General features: G+C 71.8%; 19 protein-coding genes and 1 pseudogene. 9 read left to right on the top strand and 11 right to left on the bottom strand.

Features of this window, described 5'->3' with window-relative positions; genetic code table 11:
• Positions 1-16: 16 nt before the first annotated feature.
• Complete coding sequence (locus OG737_RS31525) at positions 17-655, bottom strand: TetR/AcrR family transcriptional regulator (protein WP_405922281.1); 639 nt, start codon at positions 653-655, stop codon at positions 17-19.
• Between OG737_RS31525 and OG737_RS31520 the strand changes: the two genes are divergently transcribed.
• Both OG737_RS31520 and OG737_RS31515 read left to right on the top strand, forming a co-directional pair.
• Complete coding sequence (locus OG737_RS31520) at positions 626-1,513, top strand: FAD-dependent monooxygenase (RefSeq protein WP_328929604.1); 888 nt, start codon at positions 626-628, stop codon at positions 1,511-1,513. The genes OG737_RS31525 and OG737_RS31520 overlap by 30 nt on opposite strands.
• 89 nt (positions 1,514-1,602) lie before the next feature.
• On the top strand, positions 1,603-1,830 hold the full coding sequence (locus OG737_RS31515; protein WP_328929603.1) for a hypothetical protein: 228 nt from the start codon (positions 1,603-1,605) through the stop codon (positions 1,828-1,830).
• Here OG737_RS31515 and OG737_RS31510 read toward each other — a convergent pair.
• The 3 genes from OG737_RS31510 to OG737_RS31500 all read right to left on the bottom strand — a co-directional run bounded on the left by OG737_RS31510 (position 1,823) and on the right by OG737_RS31500 (position 3,471).
• Positions 1,823-2,146 (bottom strand): hypothetical protein, encoded by a 324-nt coding sequence (locus OG737_RS31510; protein ID WP_328929602.1) that lies wholly within the window; start codon positions 2,144-2,146, stop codon positions 1,823-1,825. The two genes, OG737_RS31515 and OG737_RS31510, sit on opposite strands and share 8 nt — an antisense overlap.
• Before the next feature lie 104 nt (positions 2,147-2,250).
• Positions 2,251-2,742: an RICIN domain-containing protein gene (locus OG737_RS31505; RefSeq protein WP_328929601.1), complete on the bottom strand. Its 492-nt coding sequence runs from the start codon at positions 2,740-2,742 to the stop codon at positions 2,251-2,253.
• A 129-nt stretch (positions 2,743-2,871) separates the two neighbouring features.
• Entirely contained in the window at positions 2,872-3,471 is a 600-nt protein-coding gene (locus OG737_RS31500; protein WP_328929600.1) for a hypothetical protein, read from the bottom strand.
• A gap of 363 nt (positions 3,472-3,834) precedes the next feature.
• Here OG737_RS31500 and OG737_RS31495 point away from each other — a divergent pair, with 363 nt between their 5' ends.
• Positions 3,835-4,713, top strand: a complete 879-nt coding sequence (locus OG737_RS31495) for a helix-turn-helix domain-containing protein (RefSeq protein ID WP_328929599.1) — start codon at positions 3,835-3,837, stop codon at positions 4,711-4,713.
• 6 nt (positions 4,714-4,719) lie between these two features.
• Here the strand turns inward: OG737_RS31495 and OG737_RS31490 are convergent, their stop codons facing one another.
• Positions 4,720-6,078, bottom strand: a complete 1,359-nt coding sequence (locus tag OG737_RS31490) for a family 43 glycosylhydrolase (RefSeq protein ID WP_328929598.1) — start codon at positions 6,076-6,078, stop codon at positions 4,720-4,722.
• Positions 6,079-6,231: 153 nt separating this feature from the next.
• A complete protein-coding gene (locus OG737_RS31485; protein ID WP_328929597.1) occupies positions 6,232-6,966 on the bottom strand; it encodes an SOS response-associated peptidase in 735 nt (244 codons plus the stop codon).
• 330 nt (positions 6,967-7,296) lie between these two features.
• Between OG737_RS31485 and OG737_RS31480 the strand changes: the two genes are divergently transcribed.
• Positions 7,297-7,521, top strand: a complete 225-nt coding sequence (locus OG737_RS31480) for a hypothetical protein (RefSeq protein ID WP_328929596.1) — start codon at positions 7,297-7,299, stop codon at positions 7,519-7,521.
• A gap of 70 nt (positions 7,522-7,591) precedes the next feature.
• Here the strand turns inward: OG737_RS31480 and OG737_RS31475 are convergent, their stop codons facing one another.
• Positions 7,592-8,632, bottom strand: coding sequence for an MBL fold metallo-hydrolase (locus tag OG737_RS31475; RefSeq protein WP_328929595.1), 1,041 nt, complete (start codon positions 8,630-8,632; stop codon positions 7,592-7,594).
• Positions 8,629-9,252 (bottom strand): TetR/AcrR family transcriptional regulator, encoded by a 624-nt coding sequence (locus tag OG737_RS31470; protein WP_328929594.1) that lies wholly within the window; start codon positions 9,250-9,252, stop codon positions 8,629-8,631. Before OG737_RS31470 ends, OG737_RS31475 begins: the two co-directional genes overlap by 4 nt.
• A gap of 165 nt (positions 9,253-9,417) precedes the next feature.
• On the opposite strand from OG737_RS31470, the gene OG737_RS31465 reads away from it, so the two are divergent.
• A complete protein-coding gene (locus tag OG737_RS31465; protein ID WP_328929593.1) occupies positions 9,418-10,401 on the top strand; it encodes a chlorophyllase/cutinase-like alpha/beta fold protein in 984 nt (327 codons plus the stop codon).
• An 86-nt stretch (positions 10,402-10,487) separates the two neighbouring features.
• Here OG737_RS31465 and OG737_RS31460 read toward each other — a convergent pair whose 3' ends face one another.
• Positions 10,488-11,099: a GPP34 family phosphoprotein gene (locus tag OG737_RS31460; RefSeq protein ID WP_328929592.1), complete on the bottom strand. Its 612-nt coding sequence runs from the start codon at positions 11,097-11,099 to the stop codon at positions 10,488-10,490.
• Between the two features lie 331 nt (positions 11,100-11,430).
• Here OG737_RS31460 and OG737_RS31455 point away from each other — a divergent pair, with 331 nt between their 5' ends.
• The gene (locus OG737_RS31455) at positions 11,431-12,669 is read left to right on the top strand and encodes a SpoIIE family protein phosphatase (protein WP_328929591.1); all 1,239 of its coding nucleotides are present in this window, start codon (positions 11,431-11,433) and stop codon (positions 12,667-12,669) included.
• 12 nt (positions 12,670-12,681) lie between these two features.
• Here the strand turns inward: OG737_RS31455 and OG737_RS31450 are convergent.
• Positions 12,682-13,827 (bottom strand): annotated as a pseudogene (locus tag OG737_RS31450) (NAD(P)/FAD-dependent oxidoreductase); the annotation flags it as partial.
• Positions 13,824-14,144, bottom strand: coding sequence for a bifunctional 3-phenylpropionate/cinnamic acid dioxygenase ferredoxin subunit (locus OG737_RS31445; RefSeq protein ID WP_328929590.1), 321 nt, complete (start codon positions 14,142-14,144; stop codon positions 13,824-13,826). The pseudogene OG737_RS31450 and the gene OG737_RS31445, both read right to left, overlap by 4 nt.
• Before the next feature lie 181 nt (positions 14,145-14,325).
• Between OG737_RS31445 and OG737_RS31440 the strand changes: the two genes are divergently transcribed.
• From OG737_RS31440 to OG737_RS31430, 3 genes are all read left to right on the top strand, one after another.
• A complete protein-coding gene (locus OG737_RS31440; protein ID WP_328929589.1) occupies positions 14,326-15,144 on the top strand; it encodes an IclR family transcriptional regulator in 819 nt (272 codons plus the stop codon).
• A 228-nt stretch (positions 15,145-15,372) separates the two neighbouring features.
• Positions 15,373-16,458 (top strand): S-(hydroxymethyl)mycothiol dehydrogenase, encoded by a 1,086-nt coding sequence (locus tag OG737_RS31435; protein WP_328929588.1) that lies wholly within the window; start codon positions 15,373-15,375, stop codon positions 16,456-16,458.
• Entirely contained in the window at positions 16,455-17,090 is a 636-nt protein-coding gene (locus OG737_RS31430; RefSeq protein WP_328929587.1) for an MBL fold metallo-hydrolase, read from the top strand. The genes OG737_RS31435 and OG737_RS31430 overlap by 4 nt, the downstream gene beginning before the upstream one ends.
• Position 17,091: the final 1 nt, after the last annotated feature.

Raw genomic sequence — 17,091 nt, 5'->3', positions numbered from 1 at the left:
GAACGTACTCGGGAGGTCACGGCGCGCTGGGCGGCAGCCGGCCCGTGTCGCCGCCAGGGCCGGGCTGCCCGGGGCGGAGCCCGTCCATGACGACGGTGATGTAGGCGGCGGCAAGTCCCTCGGACGCGGGCTGGGCCTGCGCCCGGGCGATCGCATAGGCGGTCTGGCCGATCAGGGTGGTGATGACGGCGGGATCGAGGTCGGCGCGGATCGCGCCGTCGCGCTGCGCCCTGGCGACCATTTCCTCCACGGCCCGCACCAGTTCCTTCCGCAGGGCCGTGGTGGCGGGAAGTTCCAGGCTGCCCAGCTGGTCGCCGATGGCGTGGTGCGCGGACTGGAAGGCGATCAGTTCGGTCAGGAAGGTGCGCAGGGCCCGTTCCGGGCGGGTCTCGTCCAGCAGTTGCCCAGCGCGGTGGACCACCGGTTCGAGCAGGCCGGAGACCGCGGCGTCGAGCAGCGCGTCCTTGCCGCCGAAGGCGCGAACCACGGTCGCCGCGCCCAGGCCGGCCTTCTTGGCGATGGCCTCGACCGTGAGGGGGGCGCCCGGCTCGGCCAGAAGTTCGTCGACGCCGACGACCGCGGCCTCGCCCGCATCGACACCCGGGACGCCGACGCGGTCGAGATCATGCGCGGCGACCTGGTGGCGCTGCTCCACCAGGCGACCGACGCGGGCGTGGAACACCTCTGGGGCGACTCCGTCAGCCGACTGGAGCAGGACGACGACGGAGTGACGGTCGCCTTCGAGCACGCGGACACCCGCCGCTTCGACCTGGTCATCGGCGCCGACGGCATGCACTCCACGGTCCGCCGCCTGGCCTTCGGCCCCGAAGCGAAGTTCATCCGGCACAAGGACCACCACTTCGCCTTCGCCGACACCGACGCGGCCCTGGGCGAGGACCGTTGGGTGACGATGTTCAACCTGCCGGGCAAGATGGCCGGGGTCTACCGCTCCGGCAACCACGCCCGAGCCAAGGCGTACTTCATCTTCCGCTCCGGCCGCCTGGCCTACGACCACCGGGACGTCGAACAGCACAAGCGTCTGGTGCGCGCGGCGTTCGAGGGCGAGTCCCCCTGGCGGATCAAGGAGTTGCTCTCCACGGCGCTGGACGATCCCGACTTCTACTTCGACGCGCTCAGCCAGGTCCACATGGAGTCATGGTCCACGGGCCGGGTGGCCCTGGTGGGCGATGCCGCCTGGTGCGCCTCCCCGGCCTCGGGCGCCGGCACGGAACTGTCCCTCGTCGGCGCCTACCGGCTGGCCGGGGAACTCGCCGCGGCACGCGGTGACCACCGGGCCGCCTTCCTCCGCTACGAAGCCACCCACCGCGACCTGGTCCGCAAGAAGCAGCGGATCGGAGTCAACGTCCGCCTCATGGTCCCCAAGACCGCCGCCGGCAGGCGCGTCCGCGACACGTTCGCCCGTCTGCCGCTGCTGCGCGCCCTCGCCGCAGCAGAACGTCTCATGCGCCCCAAGGACGCCCTCCCGCTTCCGCAGTTCACCCCAACCCTCTGACTCCCGGGGCGCGCGATGCATATTCGATGCACAACAGCACGCTTCTGGTGCAGACTCGGTGCACATTCGGCCGACAGAAAGGCATTGCCATGGATCAGCTCCCTTCCCACCCCGACAGCGAGCGGTACTCCGTGACCCTGTGCCCTCCCGCCGTCACCGTGGTCGGCGACCTGACCGCCGCGACGGGAGTCAGCAAATCCGACGTGATCAACCGGGCCGTACTCCTGCTCGGCTTCATCGAGCAGGAACGCGCCAAGGGCCACGACCTGATGGTCCGCGACACCGCCGGATCCCTGGAGCGCATCCACATCATCTGAGCCGGGAGCCGATCGGCGAGCTGCTTCCGTCGGCGGGGACGACGTGGCCGGTCCAGGTCCAGGGCTCCTGACGCGGATCCCAGGTCACTTCGACGGCGGAGTCGTGGAAGTCGCGCGCGAGTTCCTTCAGCATCGTCGTGGCGGCGGCCAGGGCAGCCTCGGGGTCGAGCAGCTCGTCGCTGAGGCGGCCGCAGAGCATGCCGTCTTCCACCGTGAGGACGCTGTGGCGCCAGCCGTCCGGCGTCGCAAGCAAGACGATTCCCTTCGGCATGCCGAAGGGAGGCCGCTTGTCCTTCTCCCTCTTCCGTCTCACCATGCCACCATCCAACATCGCCGGATCCATGGCGGTGACGTCGGGTCGAGGCCTGCCCCGAGCCCGGCAGCCGTCGGGGGCCGGGCTCGGGTCAGCAGCCTGGGACGCTAGCGCCAGGTCTGGAACGGGCTCCTGGCGCTGTGGGTACCGCATGGGAAGGTGCGGAGGTGGTGTTCGAAGCTGTCGTCCAGGCACAGCCCGGTTGCCTGGTTCTTCAGCTCGACGGCTCCGTCCGGGTAGCGGTGGACGATCCAGCTCTCGTCCTTGTCCTTGTCACAGGGATGGACCGAGACGCTGCCTCGCGGGAAGTCGGTGAGGCAGCGTCCGGTCTTGAGGTTCCTGAGCTCACGGGTACCGTCGGCCCACCGGTGCACGTTCCACTTCTGGTGGTCGTTACCCAGGCAGGTGTAAGTGCGGACGCCGGCATCGCTGTCGTCCAGGCAGACCGATGTCGCGCCGTTGCGGAAGGTCTGGACGCTGTCGAGTGCGCCGGCCGGCACCGCCGCACCGGCCGTCGTGGTGGCCGCGGCCAGTCCGATGGCGAGCAGGATGCCCGTCAGGGCTGCTCGGGACTTGATCGTGAACGCAGTGGTGTTCATGTGTGCTCCTTGGTCCGCGGTGACCGGGGGGTGATCCGGTGCGGGTGAGGGCCCCACCCCCCGCCCGCGGTGGTGCGGGCGGGGGGTGGGGCGCGGGAGTGGGATGGCTGCGACTGCGACTGCGGGAGGTCAGCCCACGATGTTGACGGGGCGGTAGGCGTGGTAGCCGTCGCGCCCGTTGACTCCGTAGGAGTGCTGCTTCCAGCGGGTTCCGACGCCGCCGGCCTGCTCGTAGGACTTGTAGACGGTGTGGGCGCTGTTGGCCCAGCCGTCGAAGATGACGACGTGGCGCTTGTCGGCGCTGTTGCTGTCGGCCTTGATGACCAGGTCACCGGGGGCGAGCTGGCTCATCGAGATCCGGCGCGTGAAAGCGCCCTTCTTCAGGGCGACGGTGTTGGGTCCGGGCTTGGACAGGCCCAAGGCCATGGAGACGAAACCGGAGCAGTCCTGCCGGTAGCCGTCCTTCCACCGCTTGTTCTGGCTGTACGGCACGGGACGGCCGTTGTCGGCGGTCAGCCAGGTCTTCGCCCGCGCCAGTACCTGCGCACGGCTGGTGCGGGGAGCAGCCTGGACGGCCTCGCCGTACCGGCTCTCGAAGGAGGCGGTCGGCGTCCGGGGCGTCGTGGGCTGCGCCGCGGGTGCCGATGGGGCGGTCAGCGCGGCCGAGCCTGCGCAGACGACGGCGGTCAACGCCGCCATGCTCCAGCGACGGGTGGTGTTCTTGGACATCTCGGTTCTCCGATTGCTCGTAGGGAATGACACCGGCCCGCGTGAGGGAGGGCGACGGGGCACGGCTCCGCAGACCCCTGATGGGGTCGAAAGAGCCCTGGTGGCCGAGGAAAGGCGTTCCGTCGGCCTCACCCGTCATCCCTCCCGGGTCACCGTGTGCGACGCAGGTGTTCCTGCCTCTGCACGGGCTGCGGAGCGGGGTGATGACGAGTTTGTGGGGGCGCGTCGGGGCGTCGCAAGGCTGTCCCGTTTGCTTCACCGATGTCGGGATCCCTAGGGTTCTGACCTGCTGGGACATGACCATCCCGGGACAAGCGCGGCCTGCCGGGGCAGCACATGTGGCGCCGGCCGGAAGGGGCGAACATGGCAGGCGTCGACGGGCAGCACGCCGGGGCGGGAAAGCAACTGGCGGATGCGCTCAAGGAACTGCAGCAGCGCTCGGGGCGCACACTGCGTTCCCTCGAATCGGAAGTGATGATCAGCGACTCGTCGCTGTCGCGTTACCTACTGGGCCAGACGGTCCCGCCTTGGGACACCGTCCGCGATCTGTGCCGTGCGCTGGACGCGGATCCGGCGGACTACCTGGTGCTGTGGAAAGCGGCGGACCGGTGCCAGCCCAAACCGCCTGGCGGCGGCAGCAGCAGCAAGCCCGCAGCCGAACAGGGGCCCCCGTCATGGTGGCGCCCATGGCAGCGGTTGGGCGTCGGCCGGATCCGTGGCCGACACGCGGGGGCCGTCGGCGGCGTGTTCGTCGGCCTGGTCCTCGGAGCCGCGCTGACCTGGGCCGTTCTACTGCCGGGCAGCCCGGCGTCCACGCGGGATCCGGCGGCGGCACCGGCGGACGGCGAGAACGCCCAGGACCACCGTCCGTCATCGCACGACGAGGTCCGGAACTTCGTCAACCGGGCCACCGGCAACTGCCTGGACCACAGCCTCGACAAGGGACTGCGCTCGTTCGCGCCCAACGGGATGAGCTACCAGCGGTGGACCGTTCACCCGAACCCCGACGGCACCAGCGAACTGCGCAACCACGCCACGGGGGCATGCCTGGACAGCAGCGGCTCCGGGCTGCACGCCGCGGCCTGCGGCAGGACCTCGTCCCAGAAGTGGTCCCTCACGTCGTGGGCCGACGAGTCGGTCCAGGTCAGGAGCCAGACCACCGGGACTTGCCTGGACGACGGCGGCACCGCCGGGCTGCGCGCCGTGCCCTGCAACCGCTCGGACCAGCAGAAGTGGGGCTGACGCGGCTCAGGCCACCGCCACGCAGTCCAGCTCGGCATAGCGCTCGCCCTTGGACAGACGAACGGCGTTCCAGCCCTTGCGCAAGGTGACGGACACCGCCGACTCGTCCCAGCGGTCCCAGCCGGTGTGCGGATAGTTCACGGCGCCCGCGGCCCGGCCGTTGACCGTCAGGAGGTGCGAGGCCGGTGCCGGGCCGTCGGCGCTGTTCCGGGAGCCGTTGGCGAATCGCGCCCAGAGGGTGTGGGGGCCTTCCGAGGCGGCGAAGACGGTGAATTCGGCGAAGCTGTCTTCGTGGTCGATGTAGCCGACCGCCCTCCCGTCGAGGGCGCCGACGGCGTCGCGGACGACCGCGCGGTTCACCCGTGCGCTCTCTGCCTGGTAGACCACTCTGCTGCCCCGGACCACCGGAAGGCCGTCGGCGAACCCCAGGTCGGCCGCATACATGACGCGTCGTCGGACACCGCCGTCGCGCCAGCCGTGGAAGACGATCCGGTCCCGTCCGTCGGGTCCCGTCACCACGTCCTGACCCCCCGGACCGTGCACCGCACCGCTGAAGGACGCCGTGGTCATCAGCGGTGCGGCCGCCTTGGTGTACGGGCCCGTGAGGCTGGCCGCCACCGCATAGCCGGTCTTGTACCCGTCGCCGTCGTAGAAGTCGGCCGAGTAGAACAGCACGTAGCGGCCGTCCCGCTTGACGAGGGTGGGGGCTTCGACCACTCGCCCCTCCCACTCCCGGTCCTGCTTGATGAGTCGGAGAGGCTCACCCGTGGTCCGGGTACCGTCCCAGGAGACGGCCTGGAGATGGAGCCACGTGTCCATCTCGCAGCAGTTGCCATCGTTCTTCCACAGCAGGTACCGCTCGCCGTTCTCCGTGTAGCTCGCGGCATCGATGGCGCCGCCCTGGGCGGCCGGGCAGACCAGCGGCCCGACGCCGACGGGCCGGAACGGTCCGTCCGGGGAGGAGGAGAGGGCGACGCCGATGCACTGCCTGCCGCTCGCGCGGTCGAGGGCGGTGTAGTGCATGGTGAAGCCGCGGCCGTTGTCGAACACCTCGGGCGCCCATACCTGCCGGTGGTCCGGATCCGCCCAACCCCCGACTTCGGGCAAGGCGTCGGAGCCGGCCATCGACCAATGCGCCAGGTCCTGGGACGTCGTGTGCTGAATGTACTTGCTGCCCTCATTCGTCGCGTACGCGTGGTAGGTACTCCCCACCTTCACGATGTCCGGGTCCGCGAACTCCCGGTCGAAGACCGGGCCCGCCACATCGGCCCCGGCCGGAGCGGCGGCGAGGGCCCCGATGGCGCACACGACGGTGGCCGCGACCGCGAGACTCCGTCCGATCCGGTGCACAGCCGCACGAAGCACGTCGTCTCCTCCAAGTGGTCGGGGGCCCGATCGCCGGTGCCGCGGGAGCAAGGGCGCACGCGCCCGCCGCATGGATTTCTGCCGTACGCCACTGATGAACGACGGAGCGGGGCACGGGTTGCGCCGCCACCGGCGGCCACGCCGAGGCCGGCGTCACGGGGTGGCGGGTTCCAGGAGGTGGGGCCCGTTGTTGCGGACGCTGTTGACCGCGGTCGAGACCGCGGTCACCGCGAGACGGCCTCCGGCCGGGGTGTGGAGGAGAGCACGGAGATCGGCTGTGTCCTGGTGGGCGGGATCGAGCCAGGTGTCGTAGTCCCCCGGGTCGAGGGCCAGCGGCATGCGGGGGTGGACGCGGCCGGCCAGATCGGTGGCCTCGGTGGTGATGATCGTCGCCGTGGTCAGCCACGCGGACGGGTCGTCGTCGTCCTTGACGCCCGGATCGCGCCAGAACTCGTACAGCCCGGCCATGGCCATCACCCCCGCGTCCTCGGGGCGGATGAAGTACGGCTGCTTGTAGGCCTTGGCCGAGCCGGTGGCGGGCACCGCGACCCACTCGTAGAAGCCGTCCGCGGGCAGCAGACACCGCCGCCGGGTGAACGCGCGCCGGTACGCCGGCTTCTCGTGCACGGTCTCCACCCTCGCGTTGATCATCCGCGAGCCGACGGCCGGGTCCTTGGCCCACGACGGCACCAGGCCCCAGCGCACCGGCCGCAGCTGCCGCGCCACCTCTCCGGTACCGCGGTCGGCGCGCTCCAGAACCGCCCACACGTCATCGGTCGGGGCCACGTTCCACGAGGGCCCGAGTTCCCCGGCGCCGGGATCCCGCTCGGCGTCGAAGAGGCCCGCGAGGTCCTCCGGGGCCCGGGAGGAGGCATAGCGACCACACATACCCCCACCCTGCCACCCCGCCGAGGGGAACGGGCCGAACCACACCCGGCCGGGACCCGCGTACCGCCGAACTCAACTGTCGCCCTCGACGTTTCCCGTCACCGGCTTGAAGTCGTCGGAGGTGGTCAGCGTGAAGTCCATGCCGTTGGGGTACGTGTCGGTCACGGTGAGTACCCCTAGCCCAGCTCATCTCGGCACTCGGTCACCGCCGCGATGCGCCTCGGGGGCCACTGCGCCGCCGAACACCCTGCCGCCCGTTCCTCCGTGACAGCGGCCGACACCGCTGCCGTGCCAGTCCCGCCTCTTCCGTCTCACACCCGAGGAGCCCTCGTGGCCGTCCTCACCACGATCGTCGTGGTCCTCGGCGCCTGGTGCGCCACCAGCGTCATCACCGCCGCGCTGTACACCGCCGTACGCACCCGCCACATCCGCCGCCAGCGGGCGACGGGGTCCGTGCTGGACGGCGCAGCCCGCCCGTGCACGGCGGCCGCGGAGCCCGCCGACCTCGGTATCTCCGCCCAGTCGCTGGCGGGTTCGGACGCAAGACCGGGCTGACGGAACGGAAAGCCGTTGAGCGGTCCTGGACTTCGTCCAGCGGGGGCACCCGCCATCTTCCCTCGGCCCGCTACGAGGATGCGGTCGGCGAGCCGTCCGGGCCGTCGCCGCTGCGGTGTACGCGGGAGCCGCCGACGGGAAGGTCCCAGAGGTCCGCGGCGGGGCGTCCCGCCTCCGCCCACGCGGCCCGCACCCGGTGCAGGGGCTCCAGCGGCGGCTCGGCCGAGAGCAGGAACGTCGCCCAGTGCATCGGCGACATGATCCGCGCGCCGAGATCGGCGCAGGCGCGGACGGCCTCCTCCGGAGACGTGTGGACGGGCGACAGCATCCAGCGCGGCTCGTACGCGCCGATCGGCAGGAGTGCGACGTCGATCCCGGGGTAGCGGGCGCCGATCTCCCCGAACCAGTGTCCGTATCCGGTGTCCCCCGCGAAGTAGAGGCGCCGGCCGTCGGGCGCGGTCAGGACCCAGCCGCCCCACAGGCTCCGGCAGGTGTCGGTCAGGCCGCGTCGGCTCCAGTGGTGGGAGGGTACGAAGTCGAAGCGGACCGGGCCTGCTTCGCCGATCAGTTCCGCCGCTTCCCACCAGTCGAGTTCGGTGACCCGTTCGAAGCCCCGGCCGCGCACCCAGCGGGCGAGACCGGCCGGCACGAACACCGGGGTGTCGCGCGGCAGTCGGTCCAGGGTGGGAGCGTCGAGGTGGTCGTAGTGGTTGTGGCTGATGACCGCGGCGTCGACCGGCGGAAGGTCTTCCCAGGCAACGCCGACGGGCGTCACCCGGTCCGGGGTTCCCACGATCCGCCGCGACCAGACCGGGTCGGTGAGGACGGTGAGGCCTCCGATCCGCAGGACGTAACTCGCGTGTCCCACCCAGGTCAGGGCCAGGTCCGCGGGCCCGGCCTCGGGCAGCGGGCCGGGCTGGAAGGGCAGGTCGGGGATCTGGGCCCGGTTTTCGGCTGACGGGCGCAGGCGTTCGCCCCGCAGGGCGAGGCGGACGAAATCGGCGATCCCCGGCAAGGGAGAGGTCAGCCGGTCCGTGAAACCGCCGGGCCAGCTTCGGAGTTCACCGAGCGGTCGGGGCTCGGACAGCGGAGGGTGCGCTCGGGTGGTCACTGCTGCTCAGGCTCACCGTCGAGATCGGGACGGCTGCGCTCCCGCAGTCCCTGGAGGAGCAGTTCGACCAATCGACGGGGGTCGTAGCGGGGATCGTCGCCACGCCCGATGCAGAGGTTGCCGATGCCTCGCATCAGTTCGTAGGCGTGCGTACCGGGCCTGATCTCGCCGGCGTCCTCTGCGGCTTCGAGCAGCTGCGCACAGACGGGCACCAGGCGGTCGAGGAAGTACCTGTGCAGCGCGTCGAAGCCGCTGCTGTCCGATTGCATCGCGTTGGCGAGTCCGTGCTTCGTGACCAGGAAATCAACGAAGAGGTCGACCCACTGACGGAGCGCCGCGAGCGGAGAGTCGGCGCCGGCCAGCAGGGCCGGGCCCGCCTCGGCGCAGGCATCGACCTGGTGGCGGTAGACGGCGACGACGAGATCGGCCCGATTGGGGAAGTGTCGGTAGATCGTCCCCATCCCGACGCCGGCCCTGGCCGCGATCTCACGGATCGGCGCGTCGACGCCTGAGGTCACGAACACCGCAGCGGCGGCGTCGAGCAGCGTCTGCTGGTTGCGCCGCGCGTCGGCCCGTTTGCTTCGGGCCGGCACCTCCCCGGAGTGGCTCGTACTGGGCACCACGCTCTCCTTCCGACGGCCGTTGACAAAGCGGAACAGTGCTCCGTATATTAAACGGAACGACGCTCCGCTTTGAGTGTAGCTGAAGCGGGCCTCCCCCAACCGCCTCACCCGCTGCCGGCCACATGAGACCGGCACGGAGGCCATGAAAGGGACATGCGAATCATGAGCGAATCGACTCGCGCAGCCGACGCCGTCACCTCACCCGCTCCCGTCCTCTCGGTCGCTCCGGTTGTCCTGCCGGCTCCCGGCCGAGCCGTGGACCTGCAGGTACGGGTCTCCGCGCCGGTGACCGGGAGCGAGCTGCCGATCATCCTCCTCTCGCACGGCCAGGGCTACTCGAACAACCTCTCCTCGCTGAACGGCTACGCACCACTCGTCAACTTCTGGGCGGCGCACGGCTTCGTCGTGATCCAGCCCACCCATCTGAGTTCGACGACGCTGAGCCTGGATCCCGATACCTCCGGGGCGCCCCTGTACTGGCGATCGAGGGCCGAGGACATGAAGCACATCCTCGACCGGCTCGACGTGATCGAGGCCGCCGTCCCGCAGCTCCTCGGGCGCCTGGACCGAAGCAGGGTCGCGGTAGCCGGGCACTCGATGGGCGGGCACACCGCGAGCCTGCTGCTGGGCGCCCGGCTCACCGATCCGCACGACGGAACGGAAGTGGACCTCGCCGAGCCCCGGATCAAGGCGGGTGTGCTGCTTGCCGCGCCGGGCAGAGGGGGCGACTCCCTCACCAAGTTCGTGGCCGAGACCTACCCGTTCTTCTCGACCACGGATTTCTCCCGGATGACGACGCCCACGCTCGTGGTGGCCGGCGACAAGGACACCTCTGCCCACCTGACGGTCCAGGGCCCGGAGTGGCATACCGATCCGTACGTCCTCTCACCGGGCCGCAAGGCCCTGCTCACCCTGTTCGACGCGGAGCACGGGCTGGGCGGGGTCTCTGGATACGACGTCGCCGAGACCACGGACGAGAACCCCGAGCGGGTGTCCGCGGTCCAGCGGCTCACCTGGGCCTACCTCCGCAGCGAGCTCTACCCCGAAGACCCCGCTTGGCAGGCGGCGCGTGACGCTCTCACGGCCGGCTCCGACCCGCTGGGACGGGTCGAATCCAAGCAAGCCCGGGCGGCCCTGTCCCTGTAGCGGACCGAGTCCCTGTAGCGGAGCGACGGCACGGCCGGCTGCGGCGCGGGCTCCCGGGTCGGATCCCCGGCCTGGGAGCTCCGGCGTCATCCGGCGCTGCCTCGCCAGATGTTGTCGAAGGCCGCCTCTTCGATGGCTCGGCGTTGCCGCACGGACTCCAGTTCCAGCAACGCGTCGTTGACCGCGGCCAGCACCGTCGCGACGGCGTCGTCGGTCACCTCCGGAACGTCTCCGGTCCGCTCGCCGCCGATCCCGGCGGCCTCCGCGAGGGCGGCGAGGACGGGTTCGTCCGATGCCCAGCGGTCGGCGGCCCGGCGGCGTGCGGGCGAATCCGCCAGCACCGGCTGACCGGCCCCGAAGGCAATCCCGCGGCGGCGTTGCCGGATGAGGTCTCCGTCTGCTTCGAGCGCGGCCTGGTAGGTCGCGGACAGCCCGCGGCCCCTGCGCCACAGCCAGTCGTCGACCGACTCGTAGGGCGCCTCCCGGACGAGCGACGCGGCGGCCTCGTCCAGCAGGCGGTCCGCCGGTACCGGCTGCCGGCCCGGCACGATGTCATCGCCGTCCAGTCCGACGGCTTGGGCGGCGAGGAGGTCGATGATCTCGGCGCCCGCGAGAGCGAGCGACAGGGTGCCCTGTTCGGCAGGGCGACCGGCCTCCGTGTCCATGGCGACGATCAGCAGGTCCCTCGGTGTGGTCATGAAGGGCTCCACGTCCCATGCATCCGCAGCACATCCGATCCCTGAGCAGCTGGTCCGGCGATCGCCACCGCACGGGGTGGGCGAGGTCGGCCGCCGGGCTCTCCCGCGCCCGAGCATACGGAGCGAGGGCGGCGGCCGCATCCGCTTCGGCGGACACGGCCCGGTCGGACCGACCTCACGGCGTCGCCGCGCCCGGCGCGTCTGCTCCCTTCGGTACGGTCGACGTACACGGAAACGGACACGCCCCTCGCTGATCCCCACAGGCCGGGGCGGGCTGGTGGAATGCCTTCCTCGGCCCGGCTGCCCGGGGCGGACGAGCGAGGGAGGCCAGATGGCGGAGCGGGACGGCTCGGCAGCACGCCTGCACGCCATGGAAGAGGCCCTCGAAAGTATCGGAACGTCCCGGGACGAGCGGGAGACCTGCCGGGAGCTGGCCGGGTTCCTCGTCCGTACGCTGAGCGGCGCCGCGGCCGTGGACGTGACCGGCCGGGGCGGCAGGAGCGAGCGCGTGGCCACCGCGGGCGCGACGGACCTGCTGGAAGGCCCCGCCGCCGACAGCGCACCCGCGGTACGGGCGCTGGACCAGGGCCGGCCGTTGCGGGTGTGGACCGGGCGCTCCGCGCAGGGGCCCGTCCACTTCGTCTCGGTTCCCCTGGTCGGCCGGGACGAGACCTACGGACGGCTCCTCGCGGCCCGGGCCCCCACCGGCTTCGACGACCACGAGACGGCGACGATGCACTTCGCCGCCCGGCTCGCCGGCCTGCACATCGGCCTCGCCCGGCGCCTGGCGGCCGCGGAGAAGACCGCGCTGGACCTGCAGCGGGCGCTCGTCGCCGAACCGGGCCGCCCCCACCCGAACCTGGAGATCGCCAGCCGCTACCTGCCGGTCGGATCCCGCGCCATCGTCGGCGGCGACTGGTTCGAGACCGTGCGCCTGCACTTCGGCCGCACCCTGCTGGTGGTCGGGGACGTCATGGGACACGGTCTGGACGCCGCCGTCGACATGAACGCCTACCGTTCCGTCCTGCGCGAGGTCGCCTCCACCGACCTCGCCCCGCACCGGGTGCTGCGGCAGCTCGACGCCCTGTCCGCGGCGGACGAGTCCCGTCGGCCCGCGACCTGCCTGCTCGTGCGGATCGATCCGGCCCGCGGCATGGCCGTGTACGCCAGCGCGGGTCACCTCCCGCCCGCCGTGTTCACGCGCGACGGCCCGGGCGAGCTCCTGGAGGTACCGGTCGGCCCGCCGCTGGGCACGGGTGTCGGAGGGTACGAGGCACTCGCCCGGCCCATCACGGCGGAGCAGACGCTGCTGCTCTACACGGACGGCCTGGTGGAACGCCGGGGCGAGGACATCGACACCTCACTCGCCCGCCTCGCCGCCCTCCGCCCGCCCACCACCGGGCCCCTCACGGACGTGGTGGACGCGGTCTGCGGCGCACTCGACGCCGCCCACGCCGAGGACGACGTCGCCATCCTCGCCGCGCGGCTGCGCCTGCGGGCTCCGTACGACGACGCCGACGCCGACGCCGGAAGCGGCACCGGCACCGGCACCGGCTCTGCCGCGTACTGATACGGGCAGCGCGGCCGAGCGGGCGAGTTCACGGCGGGCACGCAGGAAGGGCCTCGGCCGGTCGACGGCCAGCACCGCCGTCGTACGGCCCTCACGCTCGTACACGCACAGGAAGCTCCCCTCGTCCGTGGAGCCTTCGACGACGCGGACCGTGTCGCCCTCGCCCCGTCGCCCCGCGAACTGGATGCGTGCGCCGTACTGGTCCGACCAGAAGTAGGGCAGCGGGCGGGCACTGTCCACCGTCCGGCCCGCCAGCAGGTTGCGCACCGCGACGGCGGGTTGCTCGGTCGCGCTGGTCCAGTGCTCGGCGCGCAGCCCTCCCACGCGGGCGACGTCGCCGACCGCGACGACCTGCGGCAGCGCGGTGACGCAGCCGTCGTCGCAGAGCACACCGTCGCCGAGCGGGAGGGTGGAGCCCGCGAGCCAGCCCGTGTTGGGTACGGCTCCGATGCCCACGACGACGAGGTCGGCGGGGACCCTGCGCCCGTCGGTCAGCTCCACGGCGGTGACGGCCCCCTGCCCCAGCAGCCGGGAGACGCCGGTGCCGGTGATCAGCTCCGCTCCGCCGCGCCGGTGCAGCGTGGCGCACACGGCGGCCATCTCCGGGCCGAGTTGCGGGACGAGCGGCAGCGGCGCCGCCTCCACGACGGTGACCTCATGGCCGAGCGAGACGCAGGTGGACGCGGTCTCGGCGCCGATGAATCCGCCGCCGATCACGACGACCCTCCGGGTGCCGCCGCTCAGGTCGTCCCGCAGCGCCGTCGCGTCGTCGAGCGTACGGAGCGATCGGACGCCCGCGAGTCCCGAGGTGCCCGGCAGGCGCCGGGCACAGGCCCCTGTGGCGATGACGAGTCCGTCGGTGAGCAGCGTCCTGCCGTTGTCGAGGAGCAGGGTGCGGCCACCCGCGTCGAGCCCCCGGGCGCGCGTGGCGAGCAGCCACTGCGCGGCGAGTCCTGTCTCCTCCTCCGTGTCGCAGAGGGCGAGTTGGTCCTCGTCCGCCCTGCCGGCGAGGAAGTCCTTGGACAGGGGCGGGCGGTCGTAGGGGCGGTGACGTTCCTCGCCCACGATCACCAGCCGTCCGTCGAAGCCCTGGGCACGCAGCTCGCGGGCGGCGTACAGGCCGGCGAGCGAGGCGCCGACGACGGTGACGGTCCTCATGCGGCGGTGTCCTCCTGAGCGGCCGGGCGGACGTGGATGACGCCGTCGGCGACGACGACTTCGTGGGTGCGGACGGGACGACGGGCGGGCAGACCGGTCGGCTGCCCGGTACGGACGTCGAACGAGGCGGCGTGGAGCGGGCATTCGACGAGACAGCCTTCGAGCCACCCCTCGGAGAGCGAGGCGTCCTGATGGCTGCAGGTGTCGTCGATGGCGTACAGCTCTCCGTCGGCGTTGAACACCGCGATGGGCGGTGTGGTGTCGATGCGGACGGATTCGCCCGCGGGGAGGTCTTCAAGGCGGCAGACGGGAATCACGGGCCCCCCTCGGTCCAGGACTCTTCGGCAGGACTCTTCGCTAGCATGAGGTTGCGTATGGCGCATGATGGAGCGTGATGCGCAACAGAATCCGGTCGGGGTGCCCGCCGCGTCAAGGGCTTCCCGAAGATGGGTGCCCACCTGTGTACCCAATGGACCGCACGATGGCGAGAGTTGAGCTATGACCGGCGACCAGGCAGTGGCTGAACAGAACGAGGAAGCGCAGGACCGGGCGCCCAAGACGGGGGCGGGGGCGATCCAGTCCGTGGACCGCGCCGTGAGCGTGCTGGAGATCCTCGCCCGGCGCGGCGAGGCGGGCGTCACCGACATCGCCGACGAGCTGGACGTGCACAAGTCCACGGCGTTCCGGCTGCTCTGCGTGCTGGAGAACCGGGGCCTGGTCTCGCAGGCCCAGGACCGCGGCAAGTACTTCCTCGGGGCGGGCATCCTGCGCCTGGCGGGGGCGGCGGCCGTACGCCTGGACATCTCCCAGGAGGGCGCCCCGGTGTGCCGGGAACTCGCCGACGAACTGGGCGAGACGGTGAACATCGCGGTCCTGGACGACGATGCCGCCGTCAACATCATGCAGGCGCGCGGCCCCGCCTCGGTCACCGCGCAGAACTGGCTGGGCCGTCGCACTCCGCTGCACGCCACCTCCAGCGGGAAGGTGCTCCTGGCCCATCTGCCGGCGACGCTGCGCGAAGGACTCCTCGCCCGGGCCCTGCCGCGGTTCACGGAGCACACGGTGACCAGCGCCGGCATGCTGCGGGCCGAGCTGGACGCGGCGTACGCGCAGGGCTTCGCGATCGTCGCGGAGGAACTGGAACTCGGCCTGAACGCGGTCGCCGCGCCGGTGCGCGCGCACGACGGCAGGGTGCTCGGCGCGCTCAGCGTCTCGGGCCCCGCCTACCGCCTCGGACGGGACCGGCTGCCGGAGCTCGCCGCGCGGACGGTCGTCGCGGCCGACGAGCTGTCACGACGGATGGGTTACGGCTTCTGAGCCATTCCGCCGAGCGGTGCCCACTCGACGCGGGGCCGGGGAGACCCGGCCCCGCGTCGTCGTATGCGGGGAGGACGCGCGTGGAGCTCGTGCCGAGGGCGTTTCCGCGGGCCCGCACGGATTTGCCAGTCGTTAACACCCGCCCCTTGACGGCGGGTTGTCGCCGTTCCCACTATGTTCCCCATCGCGCAACACATCGTGCACTCCGCAACAGCTGAGGAGCCCATCGTGCCGCATGAGGTCCGTGCCGTCGTTGCCGTGAAGAAGGGGGCACCCGTCGAGGTGCAGACGATCGTCGTCCCTGATCCCGGGCCCGGCGAGGTTCTCGTCTCCGTACAGGCCTGCGGTGTCTGCCACACGGATCTGCACTACCGGGAAGGCGCCGTCAACGACGACTTCCCCTTCCTGCTCGGCCACGAGGCCGCGGGCACCGTCGAAGCGGTCGGGGAGGGCGTCACCGATCTGACACCGGGCGACTACGTGGTCCTCGCCTGGCGCGCTCCCTGCGGCAACTGCCGTTCCTGTCGCCGCGGCCGCCCCTGGTACTGCTTCGACTCCCGCAACGCCGCACAGCCGATGACGCTGCTGGACGGCACGCCCCTCTCCCCCGCCCTCGGTATCGGCGCCTTCGCCGAGAAGACCCTGGTCGCAGCCGGGCAGGCAGTGAAGGTCGACCCGGCCGCCCCGCCCGAGGCCGCCGGGCTCATCGGCTGTGGAGTGATGGCCGGCTACGGGGCCGCGGTGAACACCGGGAACGTCGGCCGGGGCGACACCGTCGCGGTGATCGGCTGCGGCGGCGTCGGGAACGCGGCGATCGCGGGAGCCTCGCTGGCCGGGGCCCGGCGCGTCATCGCCGTCGACATCGACGACCGCAAACTCGACGCCGCGACCCGCTTCGGCGCGACCCACACGGTCAACTCCCGCGGGACGGACGCCGTCGAGGCCGTACGCGGACTCACCGGCGGGCTCGGGGTGGACGTCGCCATCGACGCGGTGGGCCGGCCCGAGACCTACCGCCAGGCCTTCTACATGCGCGACCACGCGGGCGTTCTCGTGCAGGTCGGGGTGCCCGACCCGGACATGCGGATCGATCTGCCGCTCATCGACCTGTTCTCGCGCGGAGGCGCGCTGCGGTCCTCCTGGTACGGGGACTGTCTGCCCAGCCGTGACTTCCCCGTCCTCATCGACCAGTACCTGTCGGGCCGGCTCGACCTGAACGCCTTCGTCTCCGAGACGATCGCACTCGACGAGGTGGAGAGGGCCTTCGCCAAGATGCACCGGGGCGAGGTCCTGCGTTCGGTCGTGGTGCTGTGACGAACCGGCAGAGCGGCCGCCTGCGCGCCGAACGGGTCGTCACCTCGGGCACGTTCACCCTCGACGGCGAGACCTTCGACGTCGACAACAACGTCTGGCTCATCGGCGACGACGAGGAGGTCCTCGTCGTCGACGCGGCCCACGACGCCCGTGCGATCCTGGCCGCCGTCGCGGGACGCCGGGTCACCGCCGTCGTGTGCACCCACGGCCACGACGACCACATCGGCGCGGCCGCCGCGCTGGCCGAGGCGACCGGTGCTCCGGTCCTGCTGCACCCGGCCGACCGCGAACTGTGGGACCACGTCCACGCGTCACGTGCTCCGGACGGTGAACTCTCCGACGGGCAGCGGCTGCTCGTCGCGGCGACCGAGGTGCGCGTTCTGCACACCCCCGGCCACACCTGGGGCAGCTGCAGCCTCCACGCGCCCTTCCTCGACGCCGTGTTCACGGGCGACACCCTCTTCCGCGGCGGTCCGGGCGCGACCGGCCGCTCGTACTCCGACCGGCCGACGATCCTGGCGTCCGTACGGCGCCGCCTGCTCACGCTCCCCGGCGCGACCGTCGTCCACACCGGGCACGGCGAGGACACCACCGTCGCCGCCGAGCGCACCACCCTGCCGGCCGTCCGCTAGG

It is taken from the genome of Streptomyces sp. NBC_00122 (genome assembly GCF_045160845.1).
Classification (GTDB): domain Bacteria; phylum Actinomycetota; class Actinomycetes; order Streptomycetales; family Streptomycetaceae; genus Streptomyces.
This window is presented reverse-complemented; position numbering and strand designations above follow the sequence as displayed.

Bases quoted from the DNA above. Each gene is read 5' to 3' on its own strand.
- OG737_RS31510 (WP_328929602.1), bottom strand. From the start codon at position 2,146: ATGGTGAGACGGAAGAGGGAGAAGGACAAGCGGCCTCCCTTCGGCATG.
- OG737_RS31465 (WP_328929593.1), top strand. From the start codon at position 9,418: ATGAGCGAATCGACTCGCGCAGCCGACGCCGTCACCTCACCCGCTCCC.
- OG737_RS31505 (WP_328929601.1), bottom strand. From the start codon at position 2,742: ATGAACACCACTGCGTTCACGATCAAGTCCCGAGCAGCCCTGACGGGC.
- OG737_RS31495 (WP_328929599.1), top strand. From the start codon at position 3,835: ATGGCAGGCGTCGACGGGCAGCACGCCGGGGCGGGAAAGCAACTGGCG.
- OG737_RS31460 (WP_328929592.1), bottom strand. From the start codon at position 11,099: ATGACCACACCGAGGGACCTGCTGATCGTCGCCATGGACACGGAGGCC.
- OG737_RS31515 (WP_328929603.1), top strand. From the start codon at position 1,603: ATGGATCAGCTCCCTTCCCACCCCGACAGCGAGCGGTACTCCGTGACC.
- OG737_RS31485 (WP_328929597.1), bottom strand. From the start codon at position 6,966: ATGTGTGGTCGCTATGCCTCCTCCCGGGCCCCGGAGGACCTCGCGGGC.
- OG737_RS31455 (WP_328929591.1), top strand. From the start codon at position 11,431: ATGGCGGAGCGGGACGGCTCGGCAGCACGCCTGCACGCCATGGAAGAG.
- OG737_RS31500 (WP_328929600.1), bottom strand. From the start codon at position 3,471: ATGTCCAAGAACACCACCCGTCGCTGGAGCATGGCGGCGTTGACCGCC.
- OG737_RS31440 (WP_328929589.1), top strand. From the start codon at position 14,326: ATGACCGGCGACCAGGCAGTGGCTGAACAGAACGAGGAAGCGCAGGAC.
- OG737_RS31520 (WP_328929604.1), top strand. From the start codon at position 626: ATGCGCGGCGACCTGGTGGCGCTGCTCCACCAGGCGACCGACGCGGGC.